Here is a 23461-nt window from a genome sequence, read left to right as displayed (position 1 = left end):
CGGTGCGCCGGTCGCCTCCCGGTCTGTGAGTGGGCGGTCATCCGGTGCGGGGTTCAGTCGACGCTGACCCGGACCGGTTCGCCATCTGGGGCCTGGACGGTCAGAGTGGTCCGACCGTCGGCCATGGTCACCTCGCCCCGGTCGGCGCGTACCGGTCGGTCGGTGGTGAAGACCGCGACATCCTCGGTCTGGGTCGGCCGGAGCAGCACGTTCGAGCCGTTCCGGGCCACCAGTTCGCAACTGCTCTCCACCAGTGTGGCCGGCCCGACGCGGATTCCGGCGGGCAGCATCAGTCCGGTGCGGGCGCCGATGCGCAGCCGCCGGCCGGACAATACCGCCTTGTCCCGGTGCCACAGGCCGAACTCGATCGCCGACGGCGCGACGTTGACCAGGTGAAGCAGCCGCTGGCCGGACCGGTCCACGGTCGAGGTGAGCAGCAGCCCGGGGTCGCCTGAATCGTGCCGGAGCCGGGGCCGCACCCCGAGCCGGTCCAGCACCGCTCGCCAAAAGTCCAGGTGGCACGGGTAGTCGGTGGCGATCACCACGGCCTGGCCGGCGCCCACGGTCACCTCGGTGCCGCACGGACGGCCGGAGCCGACCTCGGTGAGCAGCCGTTCACCGGGCCCGGCGAGCAGTTGGGCGTAGCCGACCCGGACCTCGGCGGGGCCGGCCGCCCAGTCGTGGCCCACCACCGACGGGAAGTAGTGTGGCCCGCCCTCCAGCCAGCCGTCCGGCCGCAGCCCGAGCGCGTCGGCCAGCAGGGTGCACGGCGTGCCGTCGTGGTCCTGGGTGGGCAGCGGTCCGTGCAGCAGCAGCCGGCCGCCGGCCCGCAGATGGTCGACCAGCCGCTGCTGGACGTCCGAACCGAGGGTATTGGCGGTGGCCAGCACCAGCACCGGCGGTGTACCGCCCGGCACGTGTGCTGCGCCGCCCGGGGCCTGCAGGTCCGCTGCGGGGAACGAGTAGCCGGCGAGCAGCAGTGCCCGCGCCAGCACGTCCCGCGCGCCCATGCCGCGGAACCGTTCCAGTTCGGCGACCTGCGCCGCCCGCTTGGTGGACGCCGGGTGGTGGTACTCGGTCAGGTAATGGTCGCGAATGAATCCGAGGGCGAACCCGTCGTGTTCCTCGTCGCCGTCGGCGAGCAGGTCGCCTACCCCACGTACGGCGTGCAGTGCCCGCCTTGCCGCGCCGTACGTCGCGTTGAGCCGCCCTTCGGGGCCGACCGGGGCGGCGAAGCCGTGCCGCTCGCCGGTGAACGCGATCCGGTTGTTGCCGTCGCCGACCGGCTCGGCCATCGGCGGGTTGTGGCCGCCGGCGAACAGGTAGAGGTTGAGCAGCCGGTTGCCCTGCGCCACGCAGAGCCGGGTCTTCAGGTCGATCGCCTCCGGTGGGTAGCGCGTGGACAGATCCTCGCCGTAGTCGCCGCTGCCGGCCTCGAACTCCAAACAGGTCAGCGGCTGGGCGCGGTCGTGCGTGGCGGCCAGGAAGGCGTTGGACACGTACAGGTCGGCGACGTTGCCGACGGTCAGGTCGCCGAGGTAGTAGTCCGAGCCCGAGGTGAGCTGTGGCTGCCCCCGGTACGCCTCGACCAGCTGGCTGATCCCGATCGGGAAGGTGCGGCCCCGCCGGTCGGCGGTGCCGTGGACGTTGACCAGGAACGGCACCCCGGTCACCCCGTGCCGCTCGGCGCTTTGCCGCAGCGCCGCCACGTACCGGCGGTAGCGGTCCCGCATGTAGCGGCCCAGGTCGTCGTGCAGCGCCAGCGACCGCTCCTCGGCCGGGGTACGCAGGGCGGTGGACCACGCCGCCGGATCGGCCGGATCGGCGCCGATCCGTGCCGCGGCGGTGTCCTTGCCGTACCGCTCGACCGCCCAGCGGGCCAGGTCGGCGCAGAGGCCGTCGGTGAGGTCGGGGGAGTTGGTCACCCAGGACAGCATCCCGATCTCGTTGTCGAGTTGGACCGCCACCACCGGTCCGCCGCGCGGCGCGAGCCGCTCCGCGATCAGTGGCATCACCTGGGCGTACCAGCCGTCGGCCGCGGCGAGGAACTCGGGCGCAAGGTAGTCGATGGTGCGGGTGCTGATCGGCGCGCCGTCCCAGGTGGTGGGCAGCAGGTGCGGGTGCTCGTCGTACACCCGGTAGGGGATGCCCTCGTTCTTCAGCTCGGCCATGACGAACGGGCCGGGGCGGACCACGGCCCGCAGCCCGCGCTGGTGCGCGAGGTCGAGGAAGCCGGCCAGGTCGCGCTGCTCGTGGGTACGCCCGGTCAGGTCGACCGAGCCGTCCGGCAGTTCGTGCCACAGCCATGGCACGTAGGTGGCGACAGTGTCGCCGCCGCAGTCGCGTAGGCGGTTGAGCCGGTCCGCCCAGTCGGCCCGCCCGAGGCGGAAGTAGTGCACCTCGCCGGCGAGCAGCAGCTCGGGCCGGCCGTCCACGAGGATCCGGCGATCGCGGAGTAGCACTTCTGGCATATAGGGCAGAGCTCCTTACACAGGAGATTATGGACCCGAGGCTTGTGAAGTTCGTCTCGGCTGCCTATGGTCGCCTGAAACCGGTTTCCGTAAGCCACGTTACGGATCGAGGGAGCGATGGGCAACAGCCGCATGACGGTTCGCGAGATCGCCAAGCTCGCCGGCGTCTCCGTGGCCACCGTCTCCCGGGTCTCCAACGGCACCGGCCAGGTCTCCGAGGAGATGCGCCGCCGGGTGCTGGAGGCGATCGAGAAGCACGGATACCGCCCCGACCACCTCGGCCGTGCCCTGGCCGCCGGCCGGCACGGCGCCCTCGGCCTGGTCTTCCCCGGCCTGTCCGGCCCCTACTTCACCGAGCTGATCCAGGGCTTCGAGTCCGAGGCCGTGCCGTCCCGGGCCAGCGTGCACATCCTCTGCACGCACCTGCGATCCGACGCCGACGACCAGGTGTTGGAGATGGGCCGCCGGGTGGACGGCGTTGCCGTCATCGGCGGCACCGTCTCCGACGAAGCGCTGCTCCGGCTCGCCACGATGGTCCCCGTGGTGGTGATCGCCGGCGAGGGACCCGGCGACATCCCGTCGGTCCGCGCCGACAACGCCGGCAGCATGCTGGCACTCACCCGACACCTGCTCGTCGACCACGACCTGCGCGATCTGGTCTTCGTCGGCAACCCGGCGGGCTCGCCCGACGTCAGCGAACGCTGGGCCGCCTTCCGGGGGGCGCACCACGACCTCGGCATCGATCCGCCGGCCGAGCCGGTCGCGGTCAGCATGCAGCAGGCCGACGGGGTGCTCGCCGCCGACCAGTTGCTGTGCGGCGACACACCCAGGCCCGCCGGGGTGGTCTGCGCCAACGACGAGATCGCCCTCGGCGTGCTGGTCGGCGCGCTCGGCCGGGGCCTGCGTGTGCCGCAGGACCTGGTCATCACCGGCTTCGACGACATGCCGGCCGCCGCCCTCGTCACTCCCGCCCTGACCACCGTCCGGCAACCCGTACGCGAACTCACCGCCGAGGCGGCCCGGCTGATCCTGCGTGCCGCCGACCAGCCCGGCAACACTGCCGCGGGCAGTCTCGTGCTGCCCACCGAACTCGTCCTGCGCCGCAGTTGCGGCTGCCCGGCGCCCCCGACCGGAGGTACCGGCAGGTGACTAGCTCACACCCATGGAAACCACCAACCCCCGGAGGTACGACATGAGAAGTAGGCGGTTAGCCGTCGCGGTCGTCTTGGCCGCGTCGGTCGCGCTGACCGGTTGTGGCCGTGACTCGGGCGGCGGCCAGGACGAGGCGAAGTCCGTCGGCGCAGGCAAAGCGAGCGGGGACATCACCGTCTGGGCGATGGGCACCGAAGGCGAGAAGCTCGCCGAGTTCGCGAAGGAGTTCTCCACCGAGAACCCCGACGCCAAGGTCTCCGTGACGGCGGTGCCCTGGGACGCGGCGCACCAGAAGATCGCGAGCGCCATCGCCGCGAAGCAGACGCCGGACGTGTCGATGATCGGTACCACCTGGCAGGGCGAGTTCGCCAAGTCCGGCGCGTTCGACCCGACCCCGCCGGACCTGATCAAAAAAGACGACTTCTTCCCCGGCGCCTGGGACACCACGATCGTCGACAACACCTCGTACGGCGTCCCGTGGTACGTCGAGACCCGGCTGATCTACTACCGCAAGGACATGGCCGCCAAGGCCGGGTTCCCGGACGGCCCGAAGACGTGGGACGACCTCAAGGCCATGGCCAAGGGCATGAAGGAGAAGGCGGGCGCAAAGTGGGGCCTCAACCTCCAGCCCGGCAAGACCGGCAGCTGGCAGTCGGTTCTGCCGTTCGCCTGGTCCAACGGCGCCGACGTGGCCAGCGCAACCAAGTTGAGCTTCGACACCCCAGAGATGACCGAGGCGCTCGGCTACTACCAGTCCTTCTTCAAGGAGGGCCTGTCCCCGACCGCGCTGCCGGATGGCTCGCTCGAGCCTGGTTTCGTCAAGGGTGAGATCGGCGCGTTCATTTCCGGCCCCTGGCATATGGGCATCGTCGAGGAGCAGGGCGGCGCCGGCTTCAAGGACAAGTACGCGGTCGCGCAGATGCCGATGAAGAAATCGTCGACCTCGTTCATCGGCGGCAGCAATCTCGCCGTCTTCAAGGACGCCAAGAACCGTGACGGCGCCTGGAAGTTCGTGCAGTGGCTGAGCAAGCCCGAGGTGCAGGTCAAGTGGTACCAGGCGGTCAAGGACCTGCCCGCCGTCCAGTCTGCCTGGAACGACTCGACGCTCTCCGGCGACACATTCCTTGCCGCGTTCGGCCAGCAGCTCAAGAGCGCCAAGGCACCGCCGGCGATCACGACCTGGGAGCAGATCGCGGCCGCGTTCGACCTCGAGGTCGAGAAGCTGTGCAAGCAGAACGCGGAACCGGCCGCGACGGCGAAGGCGATCCAGGAGAAGGTGAGCGTCATCGGGACCGGGAGCTGACATGGCCGGCGCCTCCGCGGCGACGGCACCGGCGCGACCGGCCGGGGCGACCAGCCCCGACCGGCCCGCCGGGTCGGTCCGGCGGCGTCAACGCCTGCGGCGGGCGCTGACCGGCTGGGCCTTCTCCGCGCCGTTCACCGTGTTGTTCCTCGTGTTCATGGCGCTGCCGGTGGTGGTCTCGCTGGTCATGAGCTTCACCGACCTGCGCTCCACCGACCTGCGCAACCCGCTGGCCGTCAACGTCGTCGGCATCGACAACTACACCCGCCTGTTCTCCGACCAGCTGTTCCTGCGGTCGTCGGTCAACACGCTCGTGTTCGTCGTCATCGGGGTGCCGCTGACGATGGTGCTTGCCCTGGCCGCCGCGACGGCGCTCAACTCCGGGCTCGTACGCTTCCGCGCGCTGTTCCGGGTCGGTTTCTATCTGCCGGTCGTGACCAGCATCGTGGCGATCGCGGTGGTCTGGCGCTTCCTGCTCGACCCCGAGATCGGGCTGGTCAACAACCTGCTGCGACTGGTCGGGATCGACGGGCCGAACTGGCTGTTCGACACCAGGCTCGCGCTGCCTTCGCTGATCGTCATGGCGGCGTGGCGCAACTTCGGGTTCCTGATGGTGATCTTCCTGGCCGGGCTCCAGGCGGTGCCGGCCGACCTCTACGAGGCGGCGACGCTCGACGGCGCGACGCGGTGGCAGCAATTCCGCAACGTCACCCTGCCGATGCTCCGGCCGACGCTGCTCTTCGGCGGGGTGGTCACCGGCATCGGCTACCTCCAGTTCTTCGAGGAGCCGTTCGTCATGACGCAGGGTGGCCCGCTCTCCTCGACGCTGTCGGTGTCGTTCCACATCTACAACCAGTTCGGCTTCGGTAACTACGGCTACGCGGCCGCCGGCAGCTATGTGCTCTTCCTGGCCATCGTGGCGCTGTCGGTCGTGCAGTTCCGCCTGCTGGGGGAGAGGAACTGACGATGGCGACGAAGGACAGCACCCTGCGTACCCGTGATCGGGTCGCCAAGACCGTGCTCTACGTCGTCCTGCTCGTCGGGCTGCTCGCGGTGGCCGGACCGTTCGTCTGGATGGCCCTCTCGTCGGTCAAGCCGGAGGCGGAGATCCGCGAGGCGCCGCCGACCTGGTGGCCCGAGACGTTCACGCTCGACAACTTCCGCGAGCTGTTCTCCCGGCTCGACTTCCCGCTCTACTTCTTCAACTCATTCCTGGTCGCGGCCCTGGTCACGGTCGGCAACCTGCTGTTCTGCTCGCTCGTCGGGTACGCGCTGGCCAAGCTGCGGTACCCCGGCAAGCGAGTGCTCTTCCTAGCCGTGCTCGGCATGCTCATGGTTCCCGGCATGGTGACCTTCGTCCCGCAGTTCGTGCTGGTCAGCAACATGGGCCTGACCAACACGTACGCCGGCCTGATCCTGCCGTTCCTCGTCGGACCGTTCGGCGTGTTCCTCATGCGGCAGTTTCTCCAGTCGATCCCCGACGACCTCATCGAGGCGGCCCGGGTCGACGGTGCCGGCGAGTTCCGAATCTTCTGGCGGGTGGTGGTTCCGCTGTGCCGGCCGGCACTGGCCACCCTCGGTATCCTCACGTTCCTCGCGTCCTGGAACAACTTCCTCTGGCCGCTCGTGGTCGCCACCACGGAGGACAAGTACACGTTGCCGGTCGCCCTCGCGCTCTACAGCGTCGGCCAGAACCGCACCGACTACGGTTTGCTCCTCTCGGGAGCGGTCGTCGTCGTGCTCCCGGTGCTCATCGTGTTCCTGGTCCTCCAGCGGCACTTCCTGCGCGGCATCGCGACCACTGGAATCAAGTGATCCATCCCCGCAACCAGACAAGGAGACCCATGCGACGCCTTCTCGCACCGCTCCTCGCGCTGGCGCTCGTGCTGGCCGGCGGCTCGGCCGCCGTCGCGGCACCCGACGAGCGCGGCCCAGACCGGGCCCTGCTCCGCTATGCCACGGACACGTGGCGGTCGATGGCCGCCATGACCGACCCCGGCACCGGCCTGGTCGCCGACAACATCACCGGCGACCTCGCCGCCGGCGGCCGCGCCACCTACACGTCCCCCACCAACATCGGCGGCTACATGTGGTCCGCGGTGGTCGCCCGCGAGCTCGGCATCATCTCGCCTGCGGAAGCCCGCCAACGGATCGCCAGGACCCTCGACACGCTCGCCCGGCTCAAGCACCACACCGCGTCGGGCATGTACTACAACTGGTACGACCCGCAGGACGGCTCGGTCGTCACGGTCTGGCCCGACAACGGCAACACGGTGTATCCCTTCCTGTCCAGCGTGGACAACGGCTGGCTCGCGGCCGCGCTCAATGTGGTCAAGGGTGCCGTGCCGGAGCTGCGCGGCAAGGCCGACGCGATCCTGCGAAAGATGAACTTCGGCTTCTACTACAACCCGGCGGCGTCGACCCCGTTCGGGGCCAGCGGCCTGATCGCCGGCGGCTTCTGGGACGCGCCACCCCCGGGGTGCTCGCGGCAGCGCGACGGCGTCTGGTTCACCTGCAACCACTACGACATCACCGTCACCGAGCCGCGCATCGCGACGTACCTCGGCATCGCGATGGGCCAGATCCCGCCGAAGGCCTACTACAACACGATGCGCACCCTGCCGGCCACCTGCGACTGGAGCTGGCACGAGATGCAGCCGGTCGGCTTCGACACCACCTACGAGGGCGTTTCGGTGTACGAGGGCGCGTACCGGTACCGCGGCATCCAGTTCGTACCCAGCTGGGGTGGCGACATGTTCGAGGCGCTGATGCCCGACCTGTTCGTACCCGAGGCGCGGTGGGCGCCCAACAGCTGGGGCCGCAACCATCCCGCGACGGTCGCCGGCCAGATCGAGCACGGGATGAATGACGCCGGGTACGGTTACTGGGGCTTCTCCCCGGCGAGTGACCCGGCCGGCGGTTACATGGCTTGGGGTGTCGACGCGATGGGCATGGACACCGACGGCTACCCGTCCGACATGGAGCGCTCGAAGTATGACGCGGGGTTCGGCGACTGCCGCCCAGCAGGTCCGGACCCCGACTACGGCGACGGCGTGGTGACCCCGCACGCGGCGTTCCTCGCTCTCCCGTACGCCAAGGGAGCGGTCGTCGACAACCTCGCCCGGCTCAAGGCCGACTTCGACTCGTACGGCCCCGGCGGCTTCTACGACGCGATCGCGGTCGGCAGCGGCACCGTGGCCAAGCGCTACCTCTCGCTCGACCAGGCCATGATCATGGGTGCGCTCGGCAATGAGCTCGCCAACGACCTCGTCCGCCGCGCGTTCGTTTCGCCGGAGTTCGAACGCCGGATCCGTCCACTGATCGCACAGGAGACGTTCAACGTGCCGGCCAACCAGAACCTTCCACAGCTTGTCGTGGCTGGCTGACGGCACCGTAGAAGGCAACCGGTCCCCAGCCCGTCGAACGCACCGGAGAAGGGAAGTAGGGCCCTCAGGCGCCGCAGGGCCCTACTTCCCTGATCGAGCACGATCATGCCAGTGGCCGGCGCGGCGGGAGCAGGGCCGAGGCCGGACGCCCCGCGGACATGACTGGCCGACACCTGGCGGACGGCGCCAGCCGGGGCCGGCACGGTTCACGCCCGGGGCACCTCGACCAGCACCGCGCCGGGCTGCGGCAGCTCCAGTTCTATCACCGCCGCTCCGCCATCGGCGGAAGGCTGCACCTTCTCCACCGTGAGCTGGTCGGCGGCGCGCAGCGCGGCCCACTGCTCGTCGGTCGGCCACTCAGCGACCCCCAGCCGCTCGGCGAGGGTGGTGATGTCACCGTGCTCCCGGTCGAGCCGGGAAACCAGGGCCGGCCGGCCTGCCGCGCCGTCGACGACCAGCCGGATCCGCCGGGCCAGCGCCGGGTCTCCGTTCCGCTTGTCCTGGTCAAGGGTGGACACCCAGACCAGGATCGCCAGGCTGCCGTCACCGCGCCGGCTGGCCCAGGTCTGCACCAGGCCGTCGGCGCCGTCGCCGGCGGCCCGTACCGGCAGTTCGGTCTCGCCGAGCTGGGCGAGCATCCGCAGCGCGTGGTAGCGCGGCTTGGCGATACCGCCGACGGTGAGCAGGCCGAACCCGCCGTGCAGCAGCCTCGGCGGCCGGCCGAGTTCCTCGAAGTGGTCGCTGGCCACCCAGTAGGACAGCGCCTCGACCCTACCGGCGGCCGACCGCATGCCGGTGAGCAGGAACGTGGCGGCCGAGGTGCCGTCGTTGACCGGGTGGAAGTGGGTGGGGGTGACGCCCCATTCGGTCCACAGGATCCGCGCGTCGGAAAAGCCGAGGCGGGCCAGAGTGGGCCGCAGGTCCAGCGGCGGGCTGCCGTATGTGTGGGTGGAGACGAAGTCCACCGGTGCCCCGGACCGCATGGCATGCTCCAGCAGCGCGTCCACCCAGCCAGCGGCCGCCGACGAGGGCCCACCCACCGGAATCCGCGGGTCGACGTCCTTGACCGCGCGGGCGGTCACGTCGTACAGCCGCATCCATTCCTCGCGGCTGCCGCTCCAGAAGACCTCCAGGTTGGCCTCGTTCCACACCTCGAAGTCTCAACCGAGCACCTGCTCCCCGTACCGGTCCAGCAGGTGGGCTACCAGCGCCCGAACCAGCCCGGACCACCGGTCCCAGTCGCGCGGCGGGGAAATGATGCCGCGATAGGTGAAGACGGTGAGGTCCGGGTTGCTGGCCAGGTCGCGGGGCATGAACCCGATCTCCACCACCGGCGTCATTCCGATGCCGAGGAGCAGATCGTAGATCTGGTCCACGCGGCTGAAGTCGTACACCGGCTCGCCGTCGACTTCGCGGTAGACACCGAGGTCGTCGTGCAGGATCGAGTGCGCCCGCACGGTGGTCACGCCGATCTCCTCGCGTACCCGGCGGAGCGCGGCCAGCAGTTCGATGCCGATCTCCCGGCCGCCTGAGCGGTCCCGGCAGAGCAGTTGGGACAGCCGCTCGCTGCCGATCATCGGCTGCCAGGGACGGTGCAGGGTGGTGCCCGCGGCGTCGACGTCGAGGCGCAGCGTGACGGTGGTCGGTTCCCCGACGCCCGGCAGGGCGGCCGCCGTGACCGGGTCGCTCAGCGCGCCGGTCACGGTCACCTCGGGTACGGCAGCCACCGCGTACGCGTACTGCTCGCCCGGGAGACCGGTGGTGTCGACGTACCAGGTGTCCGGAACGGAGAGCACGTCGCCGCCGAGGTGGTCCAGCGGGGTGAACGGCCCGGACACCCGATCGCCATCCAGCATTGCACGATGCACCAGGTAGCCGACCGCGCCGTCGACGGGCTGCCAGGAGAGGCGGACGTGTCCGCGGCCGGGGGTGGCGGTGAGGCAGGCCGGCGGTGGCAGGTCGGGTAGCGCGGCCGTGCCGCCTTCGTCGCTGCGGCGGGCGATGCGGGCTTCCCAATCGGTCCGGGCGTCGGACGGCTCGGGTTCGCTGGCGTTCGTCACCGGGTACCTCCTGGCGGTCTTGATTGAACCGGTTCGACGAATGTAACCGGTTACCGTCGGTCGTGCGATCCGGCTACCGGCCGCGGCTGACTCGCGCTGCGCACCCCGTAGCTGACAGTGGAGCGCCCTCGACGCGTCTGGGTCTTGAGACGGCGAACCTCCGCGGACCTCGGGATGTCTTCACGGGCGTGTGCGATGCGAGGACGTTCTCGTCCCGGCGCTCGTCAGTGCAGTCGATAGCGGTCTGGGAACTGGACGAGGGTGGCAGCGACCATTTCACCGGCGAAGTCCGGCCACCTCTCACCGCGCATGGGTGCGGCGCGGACCGTCAACGGCGAAGCCGGTCACGCCCCAACCTCCCCGCGGGCAGTGCCCGCCGAACCGACAACATCGCCCGTTAGCCAATCGCGATCCCGATTTGACCAGCCGCGCCGGCCTGGCTCGTACGTCCGGTCAGGTTTTGTGACCACGCCCTCGATGCCCGCCGCGACGGTCCAGTGCACCAGCCAGTCCCCATCTGCCGCATGTCCGCAGTCTGCGGCGTCAGCGTGAGCTGCGCCGGCGCGTCGCCGAGCAACTGCTCCAGCCGGGCACGCCGCTGCGCCGGCGGCAGGTCCAGGATCACCCGACCGCCGGCGTCCGCGAGCAGGTCGAACAGCACGTAGTGGGCGGGACACTTGCGCGCCAGCCGCAGCAGGTCGCGGCCAGCGGTGACCGGCGTTGAAGCTGTATGAAATTGGTCCGGCCGCGCTCCCAGACGATCAGCTCACCGTCGAGCACCACGCCTGGCGGGACGGCCGCCCGGATCGCCCGGGTGATGTCTGCTGGCGATGTGGGATATCACAACTGTCCGAATGCTGGCCTTCGTGGCGTCCGGCGATGCTCGACGAAGAGGTGTGCCGAGGCGGCGTGCTCGTGGAGGTGCGTATGCGGGAAACCCAGGTACGGATTGAAAGAGGGATGGGGGAACGGCTCCCACGAGCACCGCGCCCCTGACTACCAATGGACGATGAAGGCACGGGCGGCTGACTTCTGGCGCGACCTGACCAAGGACCAGAGGCCCTTTCCGCCGCTCGGACCGCTTCTTAGCGTGTTGTAAGGCTCAGGCCTAAGCTGAACGGCCCTACCTGCGAGAGCCGCTGCCTGCGCTCCCTTACGACCCTGTCCTTCCCTCGTCGAGGGCGCGGCGGCCAGCGGCCGGCGTAGGCCCGGTGGAGCGGACCGGGGTGTCCAGAACTCTGACAACGGCTTCGCGGACCGCGGGGCTTCGACGAATTCTTGGGTGCGTTCCCTGTCAGCGCCGCGGCTCGTCGGGGGTGCCGGTTCGCCGGTTGTGGTGGTTCAGCAGCCTGGACAGCAGCTCGGTCAACCGCTGTCGCTCCTCGGGTGACAGCGGAGCCAGCAGTTCGTCCTGGGTTTCGGCCAGCCGCTTCTCCAGTCGCCGCAGTTGCCGCTTGCCCGCGGCGGTCAGCGTGATGATGTTGCGCCGCCGATCGGCGGGGTCCGGGGCGCGCTCGACCAGTTCGCGGTCGGCGAGCTCGTTGATCGTCGCGACCATGTCGCTGAGGTGGATGCCGCTACGGCGGCCCAGCGCGGCCTGGCTGGCCGGGCCGAACTGCTCCAGCGTCGCCAGCAGGCGGTAGTGGTAGCCGCGGGCGCCGACGGACGAGAACCCGTCGGCCACCAGGCGGTGCGCGTGGTTGGCGGTCTGGGTGAGCAGCCAGCTGGGCAGGCTCTCCCACTTGGCGGGCGTCTCCTCGGATGGGTTCTCCATGTGACAAGTCTAACGAACCGTTCGGGGCACCAATGATCGTGATATCGTTCGTGCACCGAACGTTATTCGCCTGAACGTTCGGACGGTGAATGAATTGCCCTGGAGTTGAAACCATGATCAAGCCGTTCCGCATCGACATCCCTCAGGCCGACCTCGACGACCTGACCGACCGGCTCGCCCGCACCCGTTGGCCCAACGAGGTCGCCGACGCCGGGTGGGACTACGGCTTCCCGCTGGCGCGGCTCAAGGAACTGGCCGAATACTGGCGCACCGGCTACGACTGGCGCGAGCACGAGGCCAAGCTCAACGAGCTTCCGCACTTCACCACCGAGATCGACGGCCAGAACGTCCATTTCGTTCACGTCCGGTCTCTTAAACCGGACGCGCTCGCGCTGATCCTCACCCACGGCTGGCCCGGTTCGTTCCTGGAATTCCTCGATGTGATCGAGCCGCTGTCGCGCGACTTCCACCTCGTGATTCCGTCCATCCCCGGCTTCGGGTTCTCCGGGCCGACCCACGAGCGCGGCTGGGACGCCGTCCGGGTCGCCCGGGCCTGGGCCGAGCTGATGCGCCGCCTGGGGTACGAGCGCTACGGCGCGCAGGGCGGCGACTTCGGCGCGGGCATCTCCATCGGGCTCGGCGCGGTCGCGCCCGAGCACGTCGTCGGGGTGCACGTCAACTACCTGCCGACCCGGCCGGACCCCGACGTCGAGGTGTCCGAAGCGGATGAGGCCCGACTGGACAAGGTCAGGCAGCTGATGGCGAACCGCCCGCCGTACCAGGCTCTGCAGGCGCTCACCCCGCAGACCATCGGCTACGCGCTGACCGACTCGCCGGTCGGCCAGCTGGTCTGGATCGCCGAGCGATTCGCACAGTGGACCGACCCCGCCACGCCGGTCAGCGACGATCGGATGCTCACCGACATCTCGCTGTACTGGCTGACCGCGACCGCGGCCTCCTCGGGCCGGTTCCACCACGACACCCCGCGGGGGAGCCAGCAGCCGTGCCGGGTGCCGCTGGGCGTGGCGGTGTTCGCGCACGACATCACGCTGTCGGTGCGACCGCTGGCCGAGCGGCTGTACGACATCAGGCACTGGTCGGAGTTCGAGCGCGGCGGCCACTTCGCCGCGATGGAGGTGCCGGACCTGCTCGCCGAGGACATCCGGGACTTCTTCCTCACCCACATCAAGTGACACGAACATTAGCTAGTCGAACTACTTGAGAGGCCATCATGACCAGCACCGAAACCCTGATCCGCGCACTCGCCGACCGCGCCGAACTTGCCGACCTGGTCGCCCGCCACAGCTTGTGGATCGACGAAGGTCGCTACGGCGAGACCGACCGGCTCTTCACCGAGGATGTCGTCGTCAAGTCCCCGCGCGGGGAGGTCCGCGGCATCGCGGCGCTCATCGAACTCGTGCGCTCTGGCCACGACACGTACGTCCGCACCCTGCATAGCAAGTCCAACCTGATCATCGAGGTCGACGGCGAGACCGCCACGGTGCGGGCCCACGACATCGCCGTATTCGTCATCGACGACAAGACCGAGGCCCTCGCGGCCGGGTTCCACCGCTACGGGGCGCGCCGCACCGAGGACGGCTGGCGCTTCGACCGCCTCGTAGTCACCCCGGTCGCACTGACCGAAGCCATCGGCCGGGCCCTCTAGAAGACACTGCTGGCCGTGGACTCCCGGGCATCCCGGGAGTTCGTGGCCAACGGGCCGTTCGCCTTCGCCGAGTCCAGCCGCACCCTCGTGCCCTTGGCGCCGACAGAGGCCCTTGGAGGCCCGTCGGCAGCGCTCCGGCGTCGAGCCCGCTCGCGCTCGCCGCATAACCCCGACAAATTCGGTGGCGAGCTGGAACAGTGCCGCGGTTCGCGCTTGCGTGACGTGAATGTCGATCCGCGCCAGGCGGTCACGGAGCGCCTCGTCGGTGATGGGGCGCCCGGCGAGCCGGGCCAATTGTTATACCGACTCGCTTGGGAGTGCCTTCAGCTGCATCCTCGCGGTTACCGAGCGCCTGAATGTAAGAGCCTGGTAAATAAGGGGTTCGGGCGGTCGCCGGTCCTGGCGAAGATCGACAATCGTGACGGCGCCGGCGTGGCGGCGTGACATGGGGAAGGGCCTTCGGTACGAGCAAAGGCGACTAAACCAGCACGACCGAAGGCCCAACCCTGTCTGTATACCTTGTCGCCGGCGTCGCCGCATCCGCCACCCCGGCTATCGTTGACGATCACCTGCCCACCGCCCGGCCACGGCACTATCCGTCCGACACCTCGGATGCCGAATGGCAGGTCCTGGCTCCGCACGTGCCGGCCGGGACCGGGCGCGGCCGGCCAATCACGTACCCCCGCCGCGACGTCGTGGACGCGATCCGCTACCTCGACCGGACAGGCTGCCAATGGGACGCGCTGCCTGCCGACTTCCCGCACCACAAGCTCGTCTACCACTACTTCAAGACCTGGACCCGCGACGGCACGTTGAACCGCATGCACAACAGCCTGCGTGAACAGGTCCGCGAGCACGTCGAGGGGCGTCACCGACAGCCGTCGGCCGCGCTGGTCGACTCCCAGTCGGTACGGGGCGCGGAGACCGTCGGCCGGCCCAGCCGCGGCTACGACGCCGGCAAGAAGATGAACGGCCGGAAACGCCACATCGCCGTCGACACCTGCGGACTGCTCCTCGTCGTCCTGGTCACCGGCGCGAACGTGCAGGACCGCGACGCCGCCAAACCGCTGCTGTGGGCACTACGCACATGCTTCCCCACCATCGGCCTGACCTGGGCCGACAGCGGCTACGCCGGCAAACTCGTCGACTGGGCCGCCACTCACCTCGCCCTGACCGTGCGCATCGTGGCCAAGCTCGCCGGGCAGACCACCTTCGTCGTGCTGCACCGCAGATGGGCGGTCGAGCGCACATTCTCCTGGATCAACCGGTGCCGACGCACCGTCCGCGACTACGAACGGCTACCCGACCACCACGCCGCGATGGTCCAATGGGCCATGATCATCGTCATGACCCGCCGCCTCGCCCGCCACCAAAACACCTGAAACCCTTATCTACCAGGCTCTTAGGGGATGCGTGCGACTCAATCGAGTCAAAAGTGAGCCGCTCCTTCTTGCGTCCGTTCTGGATGCCAGCCATACGAAAGTTGCCAGACCTCGGACGTCGACATCCGCACCCGCACCCGCGTCATGGCCGTGCACCCTCGCCGCGACGGGGGATACCTCGTCCACACCGATACCGGCGACGAGATGGCCGCCCCGATCCGCTAGGACCACCCCTTCTTCGTCCGGCAGCCGTACGACCACTGGGCCGCCTACGGGCAGTCGAAGGCCGCCAACGCCCTGTTCGCCGCCCATCTCGACGTGCTCGGCCAACCGCACGGCATCCGCGTGAGCTCGGTGCATCCCGGCGCCATCCTCACCCCGCTGCAGCGTCACCTCAGCCGGGACGAGACGCGCGCCGGCGGCTGGATTGACGAGCACGGCCGGCCGGCCGGCCGGCCGGCCGACTACTTCAAGACCCCCGTCAAGTAGCCCGCGGCCCGGCTATCGGCTGCGGTGCAGCAGACCCAGCATGGCGAGCGGAGACCCGTGTGGAGGACATGGCGGTGCTCGCCCGGCTGCACGGCAGCGAGAACTGCCGGCTCGTCGTGTGGTTCGACCGTTGAACGTGCCGGTTCCCTCGCTGTCCCGGCGGTACAACGCCCCGGCCTGAGCTTGTCGGTGGACGGCAAGCTCAGGCCGGTGCCATCGCAGGCAGGTGCTGTCAGGGCGGGCGGTGGTCAGGGCGCGTCGAAGACCCACAGTTGTGCGTCGAAGTCCTCGTACTTGCCGGGCCGGTACAGGGCGGCCAATTGCCGGCCGTCGGGTGAGAACACCGCCCCGTACAACGAGGCGCCGGTGATTGTGCGCGTCGCGCCGGTACCGGTGTCGACCAGCCAGACCCCGTGCTGGTCGCCGCGGCGTCCGGCGATGGCCAGGTGCCGCCCGTCCGGGTCGATGGCCATGCCTGTGGTCGTGGTGAATCCGCGGGCCAGAACGTGTGGCTTGCCGTCGGGCAGGTCGCGGACCCAGACGCTGGTCGGGAAGTCGATGCGGCGTTGCCCGCTGTGCCCTTGGGCCTGCGGTACGGCCAGGAACAGCAGCCGCTGCCCGTCCGGGGTGAGGGTGGCGGCGAAGGCCCGCCCGTCGGCCCGGCAGTCGTCCGCCCCGGAGCGTCGGAAATCCTCATCGAGGGCCCAGGTGTGCCCGTCGAGGGTGACCGGTGCGCCGAAGCTGCCGGGGCCCTGCCGGGTCAGCGGCGCGAACCCGTCGCAGATGCCGGAGCCGTGCGTGACGAACCCGGTGGTGAGGTCGCGGTGCCAGGTGACCCCGGTCGGGTTGACGTCGCCCAGCGGCGCCAGGACCTCCAGCCGCCCGCTAGTGGGGTCGGCGGCGACCAGGTCGATGCGGGACTGCTCGGCCTGGCAGAAACGGGCCAGGCCGAGCCGCCCGTCGGGTAGGGCGTGGGGCAGCAGGTAGTCGACCCGGGTGCAGCCCTCCATGCCGGGCAGGGTCAGCCGGGAGGCTTTCTGCCCGGGCCGTGCCCGCCAGATTTCGGTGGGGGTGCCGACGTCCGGCGGCTGCCGGAGGGTGTAGAGGTACCCGTCCGGCAGCCACGCCACCGCCGCCAGGTCGCCCCGGGGCAGGTCGAGTCGGGTGCCGGGCGGCCGGGTCGTGCCCGACCCGTTCGCCCGCCAAGGCAGCGTGCACCCTGACAGCGCCAGCAGCGCGGCCAATGTCGCCGCCGCGACCACCCTGTTCAGAAGATTTCGTTCCACAGCCACTTACCTGAGGTTCCCCCGGGATGTGGACACCGGGTTATGCCGCGATGTGGTGCAGCGTAGTCGCTGTGAGGGCCTGTTCGTAGTCGGCGGGGCTGAGGTAGCCCAGCACGGAGTGGCGGCGGCGGTGGTTGTAGAAGGCGATCCACCGGAACAGGTCGCGGCGGGCGTCGGCCTCGGTGGTCCAGCGGCGGTGGTCGACGTCCAACTCTCGTTTGAGGGGTGGCAAAGAACGCCTCGGCCAGGGCGTTGTCATACGACGATCCGATCCGGCCCATCGAGCGGCGGACACCGTGGCGGCGGCAGGCGTCGGCGAAGCGGCCGCTGCTGTATTGGGCGCCCCTGTCCGAGTGAAAGATCACCCCTTCGACCCGGCCGCCGCGGGCAGCGACCGCGGCGTCGAGAGCGTCGATGACCAGGCTGCTGCGCATGTGGGTGTTGATCGACCAGCCGATCAGCCGGCGGGTGGCGATGTCGATGACCGTGGCCAGATACAACCAGCCGCCACCGACGTGCAGGTAGGTTATGTCGCCGCACCACCGCTGGTCGGGCGCGCTGGCGGTGAAGTCCCGGCCGATCAGGTCCGGCACCGGCGGGGCGGCCGCATCGGCGACGGTGGTGCGTTTGCGGCGGCGCAGGTGCCGGCCCACGACATCCCGCTGCCGCATGATCCGCTCCACCCGCTTGCGATTGACCCGCACCCCGTGAGCCCACAGCTCGAGGTCACCCGCGGCGACCCGTAGGCGCCACCGGAGTCGGCATGGATGACCTTGATCTGCTTGGCGAGGACATCCTCGGCGGCGGCGCGAGCCTGACGGGCCGGCTCGCTGGCGACCCAGCGGTAAAACCCGGAGCGGGAAACGGCCAGGATCCGGCACAGCCGCTTGACGCTTCAGGTCGCGCGGTGGGCTGGTCACCGATCCATCTCCTTCGCGAAATAGGCGGCTGCCTTCCGCAGGATCTCCTTCTCCTGCCGCAGCTCAGCCACCTCGCGACGCAGCCGAGCGATCTCGGCGTCCTTGTCCGCCACTGACAACCCGTCACGCGACGCGCCGTCGGCCGGCTCGCCCTGGCGTTCGGTAGCACGGACCCAGTTCCGCAGCGTCTCGTGACTCATCCCGAGCTCACGCGCCACCTGGTTGATCGGCCGCCCCTCGTCCAACCGAGCATCCCTCACGTCCCGGCCTGTCCGGTGGGGCCCGGATCGGTCCGTTTGCGGCTTGGCGGTGAGATTCTCATGATTGTGTCGCCAATTCCATCGATGCGGCGCTATACAGGCGAGCTGCGCGGTGGTACGCAGCGCAGCCGGTAGTTCGCGGGAGCAGCCGGGCCACGCCGAACAGGCCGACTCAGTTTCCAGGGGCGAGGCCGCAGTACCACCAAGCCACGTCCGGCGCTACGGGCGTCAATTCGCCGGTTTCGGCGGGTGACGAACAGAGCCGCCAAGATCGCGTAAAGATGACCCGCTGCGGTGTTAAGAAGATGTCAAGATTCGCGGATCTTGGCGGGCGGCGGCCCGATGTTGGAGCCGTGTTCGAACTCTTGAAGCGCTTGCTGGTCGGCACGCCGCTGCGCACCGACCGGCTCGGCGAGCAGTTGCTGTCCAAGCGGATCGCGTTGCCCGTCTTCGCTAGTGACCCGCTTTCCTCGGTCGCATACGCCACGCAGGAGATTCTGCTGGTCCTGACGCTGGGTGGGCTGGCCTATCTGTACCTGGCTCCGTGGATCGGGTTGGCAGTCATCGTGCTGCTGGCGGTGGTGGTCCTCTCCTACCGGCAGGTCGTGCGGGCGTACCCGTCCGGCGGCGGCTCCTATGAGGTGGCGACCCGGAACCTCGGCCCGTCAGCCGGGCTGGTGGTGGCGGGTGCTTTGCTGGTCGACTACATCATGACGGTGGCGGTGTCCGTGGCCGCTGGCGTGGACAACATCATCTCCGCGTTTCCCGACCTCAACCCGTGGCGGGTGCCGATCAACCTGGGCTTTATCGCGCTGCTCACGGCGATGAACCTGCGGGGCGTACGCGAGTCCGGCCGGATCTTCGCTGTGCCGACCTATCTGTTCGTCCTCGGCGTGCTGGTCCTGGTCGTCACCGGTTTCGTCCGGATCGCGTTCGGGGACACGCCGCTGGCCGAGAGCGCCGCCTGGTCCGTCGCGCCCGAGCCGGGACACGCCAACCTGACCGGCCTGGCCCTGCTGTTCCTGGCGCTGCGTGCCTTCTCGTCGGGCTGCACTGCGCTGACCGGCGCGGAGGCGATCTCCAACGGCGTGCCAGCGTTCAAGGCGCCCAAGGGCGAAAACGCGGCCCGCACGATGCTCGCCATGGGCGCGCTGTCGATCACCATGTTCGGCGGCATCACCGCCTTGGCGCTCATCGCGAAGGTGCACTACGTGGAGAACACCTGCGACCTCGTCGGCTACCCCGGCGACTGTGCCACCTCGGCGCAGCGGACCGTCATCGCGCAGCTCGCGGCGGCCATCTTCGGCGGCACCAGCTCGCCCATGTTCTTCTACATCCAGGCGGTCACCGCCCTGATCCTCATCCTGGCGGCGAACACGGCCTTCAACGGCTTCCCGCTGCTCGGCTCGATCCTAGCCGAGCACCGCTACCTGCCCCGTCAGCTGCACACCCGGGGCGACCGGTTGGCGTTCTCCAACGGCATCCTGCTGCTGGCGCTGGTCGCCGGCGCGCTGATCTACGCGTACAAGGGCTCGGTCACCAGCCTTATCCAGCTCTACATCCTCGGCGTGTTCACCTCGTTCACACTGTCGCAGACCGGCATGGTCCGACACTGGAACAGGCTGCTGCGCACCGAACGCGATCCTGGACGACGGCGGCATATGCACCGCTCCCGGCTGATCAACGCGTTCGGCGCCGTCTTCACCGGCCTCGTCCTGGTCATCGTCACCATCACCAAGTTCACCCACGGCGCGTACCTCGTGGTGATCGCGATCCCGGTGCTGTTCGCGATGATGCGGGCGATCCGCCGCCACTACGACCGCGTGGCCACCGAGCTGGCACCGGAACCGGGCGGCATGGTGCTGCCCAGCCGCATCCACGCGGTGGTACTGGTCTCCCGCCTGCACCGGCCGACGATCCGGGCGCTCGCCTACGCCCGCGCGACCCGGCCGGACACGCTCACCGCGCTGACCGTGGCGATCACTCCAGAGGAGGTGCGCCAGCTGCAGACGGAGTGGGACGAGCACGACATCCGGGTGCCGCTGACCATCGTGGACTCCCCATACCGGGACATCACCGGGTCCGCGCTGGCCTTCATCGACAGTCTGCGCAAGGAGCACCCGCGTGACCTGATCATCGTCTACATCCCCGAGTACGTCGTCGGCCGCTGGTGGGAGCACGTGCTGCACAACCAGTCGGCGTTGCGGCTGAAGGCCCGACTGCTCTACCAGCGGGGCGTCATGGTGACCAGCGTGCCGTGGCAGCTGGAGTCCAGCCGCAGCGAGCCGGAGATCCGTACTCCAGCCCAGGTCGGCCGATAACTTGGGCGGTATGCGGGACAGGTCGCGGGCGTACCAGCGGATGCTCACCGGCGTGCTGCTGGCGGCGGTCGGGCTGGCCGGCCTCACCGCTCTGCTCGTGCCGGTACGTACGGAGCTCGCGCTGGCCAGCATCGTCCTGCTCTACCTGGTGGTCGTGGTGGCGGCTGCCGCGGTCGGCGGGCTGACCGCCGGGCTGGCCGCCGCGGTCGCCTCCGACCTGGTCGTCAACTTCTATTACGTCCCGCCCTTCCACACGTTCACGGTGGAGAACCGCGATCATGTGATCACGCTCGTCGTCTACGTCGCGGTCGCGGTCACGGTCAGCGTCGCGGTGGACCTGGCCGCCCGCCAGCGCGCGGCCGCGGCGCGCACCGGTGTGGAAGCGGCGGTGCTCGCGCGGATCAGCGCCGAGCCAGTCGGCACCGGGTCCGTGGCCGCTCTGCTGTCTCGGGTACGCGAGGCGCTGCACATGGACAGCGCGGCGCTGATCGAGACCGACCCGGCCGGTGTCGAGCGCATCGTCGCCGTAGCCGGACGGGAACCGACCGGAGTGCCGTCGATGTCCGTGCCGGCCCGGCCGAATCTGCGCCTGGTCGTCGAGGGGCCGGACCTGTTCGCGCCCGATCCCCGGTTCCTGGCCCGGCTGGCCGCGGCCGCCGCCCGCACCCTGGACGCGGAGCGCCTGGCAGACCAGGCGGCCCGGGCTCGGCAGCTGGCCGAGATCGACCGGTTGCGGGCGGCCCTGCTGGCGGCCGTCGGCCATGATCTGCGTACGCCGCTGGCAGGGATCAAGGCCGGGGTGTCCAGCCTGCGCGACCCGGACCTGGAGTTGGCCCCGGCCGGACAGGCGGAGCTGCTGGAGACCATCGAAGAGTCCGCCGACCGGATGTCCGACCTGGTGGAGAACCTGCTGGCGATGAGCCGCCTGCAGGCCGGGGCGCTGATAGTCGACAGCCGCCCGGTCGCCGTCGACGAGGTGGTCGCCGCGGCGCTGCTCCATCAGGGGCCGGTCACGGTCGACGTCGACGTGCCGGACGACCTGCCGCTCGCGTACGCCGATCCGGGGCTGCTGGAACGGGTCGTGGCGAACCTCGTCGCCAACGCCGTCCGGGAGTCGCCGTCGGTGCGCGTGGTCGGCCGTGCTTCCGGTGACCGGCTGTCGTTGGAGGTGGTCGATCATGGTCGCGGCATACCGGCCGAGGACCGCGAGCGGGTCTTCGCCCCGTTCCAACGCCTTGACGATCGATCCACCGAGGGCGGGCTAGGTTTGGGTCTGGCCATCGCCCGCGGCTTCACCGAGGCGATGGGCGGCACCCTGACGGCGACCGACACCCCGGGCGGAGGACTGACGATGACGATCACCCTGCCGCAGGCGGCAGCTCAGTGACCCGGGTCCTCGTCGTCGACGACGATCGTCAACTGGCGCGGGCGCTGCGCATCGCCCTGTCGGCCCGCGGCTACGAGGTCGCCGTCGCCACCGACGGGGCCAGCGGGCTCGCCGCCGCCGAGCGAACACCGCCCGACCTGGTCATCGTCGACCTCGGCCTGCCCGACATGGACGGGGTCAGCATCGTCCAGGCGCTGCGTGGCTGGTCGGCCGCCCCGATCATCGTGCTGTCGGCCCGGCACGCCGAGCAGTCAAAGATCAACGCGTTGGACGCCGGAGCCGACGACTACGTGACCAAGCCATTCGCGATGGGTGAGCTGCTGGCCCGGATACGGGCCGCACTGCGCCGAGCCACCGCCGGTGAGCAGATCTCCCCCGTCGTCACGACGGCGGCGTTCACCGTGAACCTGTCCGCGAAACGGGTCACCACGACCGCCGGAGCGGAGGTTCGCCTGACCCCGACCGAGTGGCACCTGCTGGAAGTGCTTGCACGCAACCCCGACCGGCTGGTCACCCACCAGCAGCTACTGCACGAGGTGTGGGGGCCGCGATACGAGACCGAGACCAACTACCTACGCGTGCACCTGGCAAACCTCCGACGCAAGCTGGAACCCGACCCCAGCCGACCCCGCTACCTGCGCACCGACCCGGGCCTCGGCTATCGCTTCACCCCTGAACAGTAGGGGCACCGTTGCATTGCACGTTGGCAAGATCGAGGCAGGCTTGAGCAGTGAAGTCATCGACCCGCTCGTGCCCGTGGTTGCCTCCGGCGTCGGCGTTCGCCGGGTTCCGGTTCCCGACCGAGGTGATCGTGGTCGCGGTCCGCTGGTATCTGCGCTTCAACCTCTCGTATCGCCACGTTGAGGAACTGCTGATCGAACGTGGGGTCGAGGTCGATCACGTCACCGTCTACCGGTGGGTGCAGCGGTTCACGCCGCTGCTGGCCGACGCCGCCCCGCCACTCGCCAGGCGACCGCTGGTTCGTCGACGAGACCTACGTCAAGGTCAACGGCGTGTGGCGGTACGTGTACCGGGCGGTCGACCACTACGGGCAGGTCATCGACGTGCTGGTCTCGGCACGTCGCGACGCCGACGCGGCCCGGCGGTTCCTCCGACGAGCGGTGTCGACGTTGAAGGTGACACCCGCGGAGGTGGTCACCGACGCCGCGCCGGTCTACCCCGGCGTGCTCGACGAGCTGATCCCGCAGGCGTGGCACCACGTCGAGCAGTACGCCAACAATCCGATCGAAGCCGATCACAGCCAGTTGAAACACCGGTTGAGATCGATGCGCGGTCTACGAACGGACAAGACAGCACAGTGATCATCGCCGGCCACGCCTTCATGCAGAACCTCCGCCGCGGACACTACGAACTCGCCATCGACACCCCGCCCGCTCTGCGGGTCGCAACGGCGTTTGCCGAACTCGCCCAAGCGATCTGACCGCCCACCCGACACGGGCTTAACGCGTCTTCCGATCCCACAACGCAACGGCGCCGCGATGTGCCGCTACATGGCGCGCCCGAGGAGAGGGGCAGGGGTCGCTGGCGCTCGCGGGAGGTCGTCCGGATCATCTTGCCAGGGTGGACTCAGCCGTTCTATAACT

At 69.6% G+C, this 23461-nt stretch carries 15 protein-coding genes and 4 pseudogenes; 13 read left to right on the top strand and 6 right to left on the bottom strand.

The annotated features are described in order from the left end of the window. Window positions 1-53: 53 nt before the first annotated feature. A complete protein-coding gene (locus GA0070624_RS26665; protein WP_091345659.1) occupies window positions 54-2471 on the bottom strand; it encodes a beta-galactosidase in 2418 nt (805 codons plus the stop codon). Window positions 2472-2588: 117 nt separating this feature from the next. Between GA0070624_RS26665 and GA0070624_RS26660 the strand changes: the two genes are divergently transcribed. From GA0070624_RS26660 to GA0070624_RS26640, 5 genes are all read left to right on the top strand, one after another. Further along, window positions 2589-3620, top strand: a complete 1032-nt coding sequence (locus GA0070624_RS26660; RefSeq protein WP_091345658.1) for a LacI family DNA-binding transcriptional regulator — start codon at window positions 2589-2591, stop codon at window positions 3618-3620. 187 nt (window positions 3621-3807) lie between these two features. Then, a complete protein-coding gene (locus GA0070624_RS26655) occupies window positions 3808-4926 on the top strand; it encodes a sugar ABC transporter substrate-binding protein (protein WP_245719006.1) in 1119 nt (372 codons plus the stop codon). Window position 4927: 1 nt separating this feature from the next. Further along, on the top strand, window positions 4928-5890 hold the full coding sequence (locus tag GA0070624_RS26650) for a carbohydrate ABC transporter permease (protein ID WP_091345657.1): 963 nt from the start codon (window positions 4928-4930) through the stop codon (window positions 5888-5890). 2 nt (window positions 5891-5892) lie between these two features. Next, a complete protein-coding gene (locus GA0070624_RS26645) occupies window positions 5893-6741 on the top strand; it encodes a carbohydrate ABC transporter permease (protein WP_091345656.1) in 849 nt (282 codons plus the stop codon). A gap of 29 nt (window positions 6742-6770) precedes the next feature. Beyond that, window positions 6771-8312, top strand: coding sequence for a glucoamylase family protein (locus GA0070624_RS26640; protein ID WP_091345655.1), 1542 nt, complete (start codon window positions 6771-6773; stop codon window positions 8310-8312). A 206-nt stretch (window positions 8313-8518) separates the two neighbouring features. Here the strand turns inward: GA0070624_RS26640 and GA0070624_RS35435 are convergent. The 3 genes and pseudogenes from GA0070624_RS35435 to GA0070624_RS26625 all read right to left on the bottom strand — a co-directional run bounded on the left by GA0070624_RS35435 (window position 8519) and on the right by GA0070624_RS26625 (window position 12146). Beyond that, window positions 8519-10168 (bottom strand): annotated as a pseudogene (locus tag GA0070624_RS35435) (GH39 family glycosyl hydrolase). 601 nt (window positions 10169-10769) lie between these two features. Beyond that, a complete protein-coding gene (locus GA0070624_RS36085; RefSeq protein WP_245719005.1) occupies window positions 10770-11033 on the bottom strand; it encodes a hypothetical protein in 264 nt (87 codons plus the stop codon). Window positions 11034-11666: 633 nt separating this feature from the next. Then, the gene (locus GA0070624_RS26625; protein WP_091345654.1) at window positions 11667-12146 is read right to left on the bottom strand and encodes a MarR family winged helix-turn-helix transcriptional regulator; all 480 of its coding nucleotides are present in this window, start codon (window positions 12144-12146) and stop codon (window positions 11667-11669) included. 113 nt (window positions 12147-12259) lie between these two features. Between GA0070624_RS26625 and GA0070624_RS26620 the strand changes: the two genes are divergently transcribed. From GA0070624_RS26620 to GA0070624_RS26605, 4 genes and pseudogenes are all read left to right on the top strand, one after another. Continuing rightward, window positions 12260-13339 (top strand): epoxide hydrolase family protein, encoded by a 1080-nt coding sequence (locus GA0070624_RS26620; protein ID WP_091345653.1) that lies wholly within the window; start codon window positions 12260-12262, stop codon window positions 13337-13339. A gap of 38 nt (window positions 13340-13377) precedes the next feature. Beyond that, window positions 13378-13812 (top strand): nuclear transport factor 2 family protein, encoded by a 435-nt coding sequence (locus GA0070624_RS26615; protein WP_091345652.1) that lies wholly within the window; start codon window positions 13378-13380, stop codon window positions 13810-13812. 506 nt (window positions 13813-14318) lie between these two features. Next, window positions 14319-15194, top strand: coding sequence for an IS5 family transposase (locus GA0070624_RS26610; protein WP_218105389.1), 876 nt, complete (start codon window positions 14319-14321; stop codon window positions 15192-15194). A 255-nt stretch (window positions 15195-15449) separates the two neighbouring features. Further along, window positions 15450-15683, top strand: a pseudogene (locus GA0070624_RS26605) (SDR family NAD(P)-dependent oxidoreductase); the annotation flags it as partial. Between the two features lie 248 nt (window positions 15684-15931). Here the strand turns inward: GA0070624_RS26605 and GA0070624_RS26600 are convergent. Together GA0070624_RS26600 and GA0070624_RS37025 are read right to left on the bottom strand one after the other, a co-directional pair. After that, the gene (locus GA0070624_RS26600) at window positions 15932-16969 is read right to left on the bottom strand and encodes a TolB-like translocation protein (RefSeq protein ID WP_141715176.1); all 1038 of its coding nucleotides are present in this window, start codon (window positions 16967-16969) and stop codon (window positions 15932-15934) included. A 40-nt stretch (window positions 16970-17009) separates the two neighbouring features. Further along, window positions 17010-18149: pseudogene (locus GA0070624_RS37025) on the bottom strand (IS3 family transposase). 353 nt (window positions 18150-18502) lie between these two features. On the opposite strand from GA0070624_RS37025, the gene GA0070624_RS26580 reads away from it, so the two are divergent. The 4 genes and pseudogenes from GA0070624_RS26580 (at window position 18503) to GA0070624_RS26565 (ending at window position 23298) form a co-directional block, all read left to right on the top strand. Further along, window positions 18503-20470, top strand: a complete 1968-nt coding sequence (locus GA0070624_RS26580; RefSeq protein WP_245719004.1) for an APC family permease — start codon at window positions 18503-18505, stop codon at window positions 20468-20470. Window positions 20471-20480: 10 nt separating this feature from the next. Further along, window positions 20481-21857: a sensor histidine kinase gene (locus GA0070624_RS26575; RefSeq protein WP_091345647.1), complete on the top strand. Its 1377-nt coding sequence runs from the start codon at window positions 20481-20483 to the stop codon at window positions 21855-21857. Continuing rightward, the gene (locus GA0070624_RS26570; protein WP_091345646.1) at window positions 21854-22540 is read left to right on the top strand and encodes a response regulator; all 687 of its coding nucleotides are present in this window, start codon (window positions 21854-21856) and stop codon (window positions 22538-22540) included. Before GA0070624_RS26575 ends, GA0070624_RS26570 begins: the two co-directional genes overlap by 4 nt. A gap of 77 nt (window positions 22541-22617) precedes the next feature. Further along, a pseudogene (locus tag GA0070624_RS26565) lies at window positions 22618-23298 on the top strand (IS6 family transposase). The last annotated feature ends 163 nt before the right edge of the window (window positions 23299-23461 follow it).

Source organism: Micromonospora rhizosphaerae (assembly GCF_900091465.1).
Lineage (GTDB): Bacteria > Actinomycetota > Actinomycetes > Mycobacteriales > Micromonosporaceae > Micromonospora > Micromonospora rhizosphaerae.
Note: the sequence above shows the minus strand (reverse complement) of the source record. Positions and strands in the feature narration are given on the sequence as shown.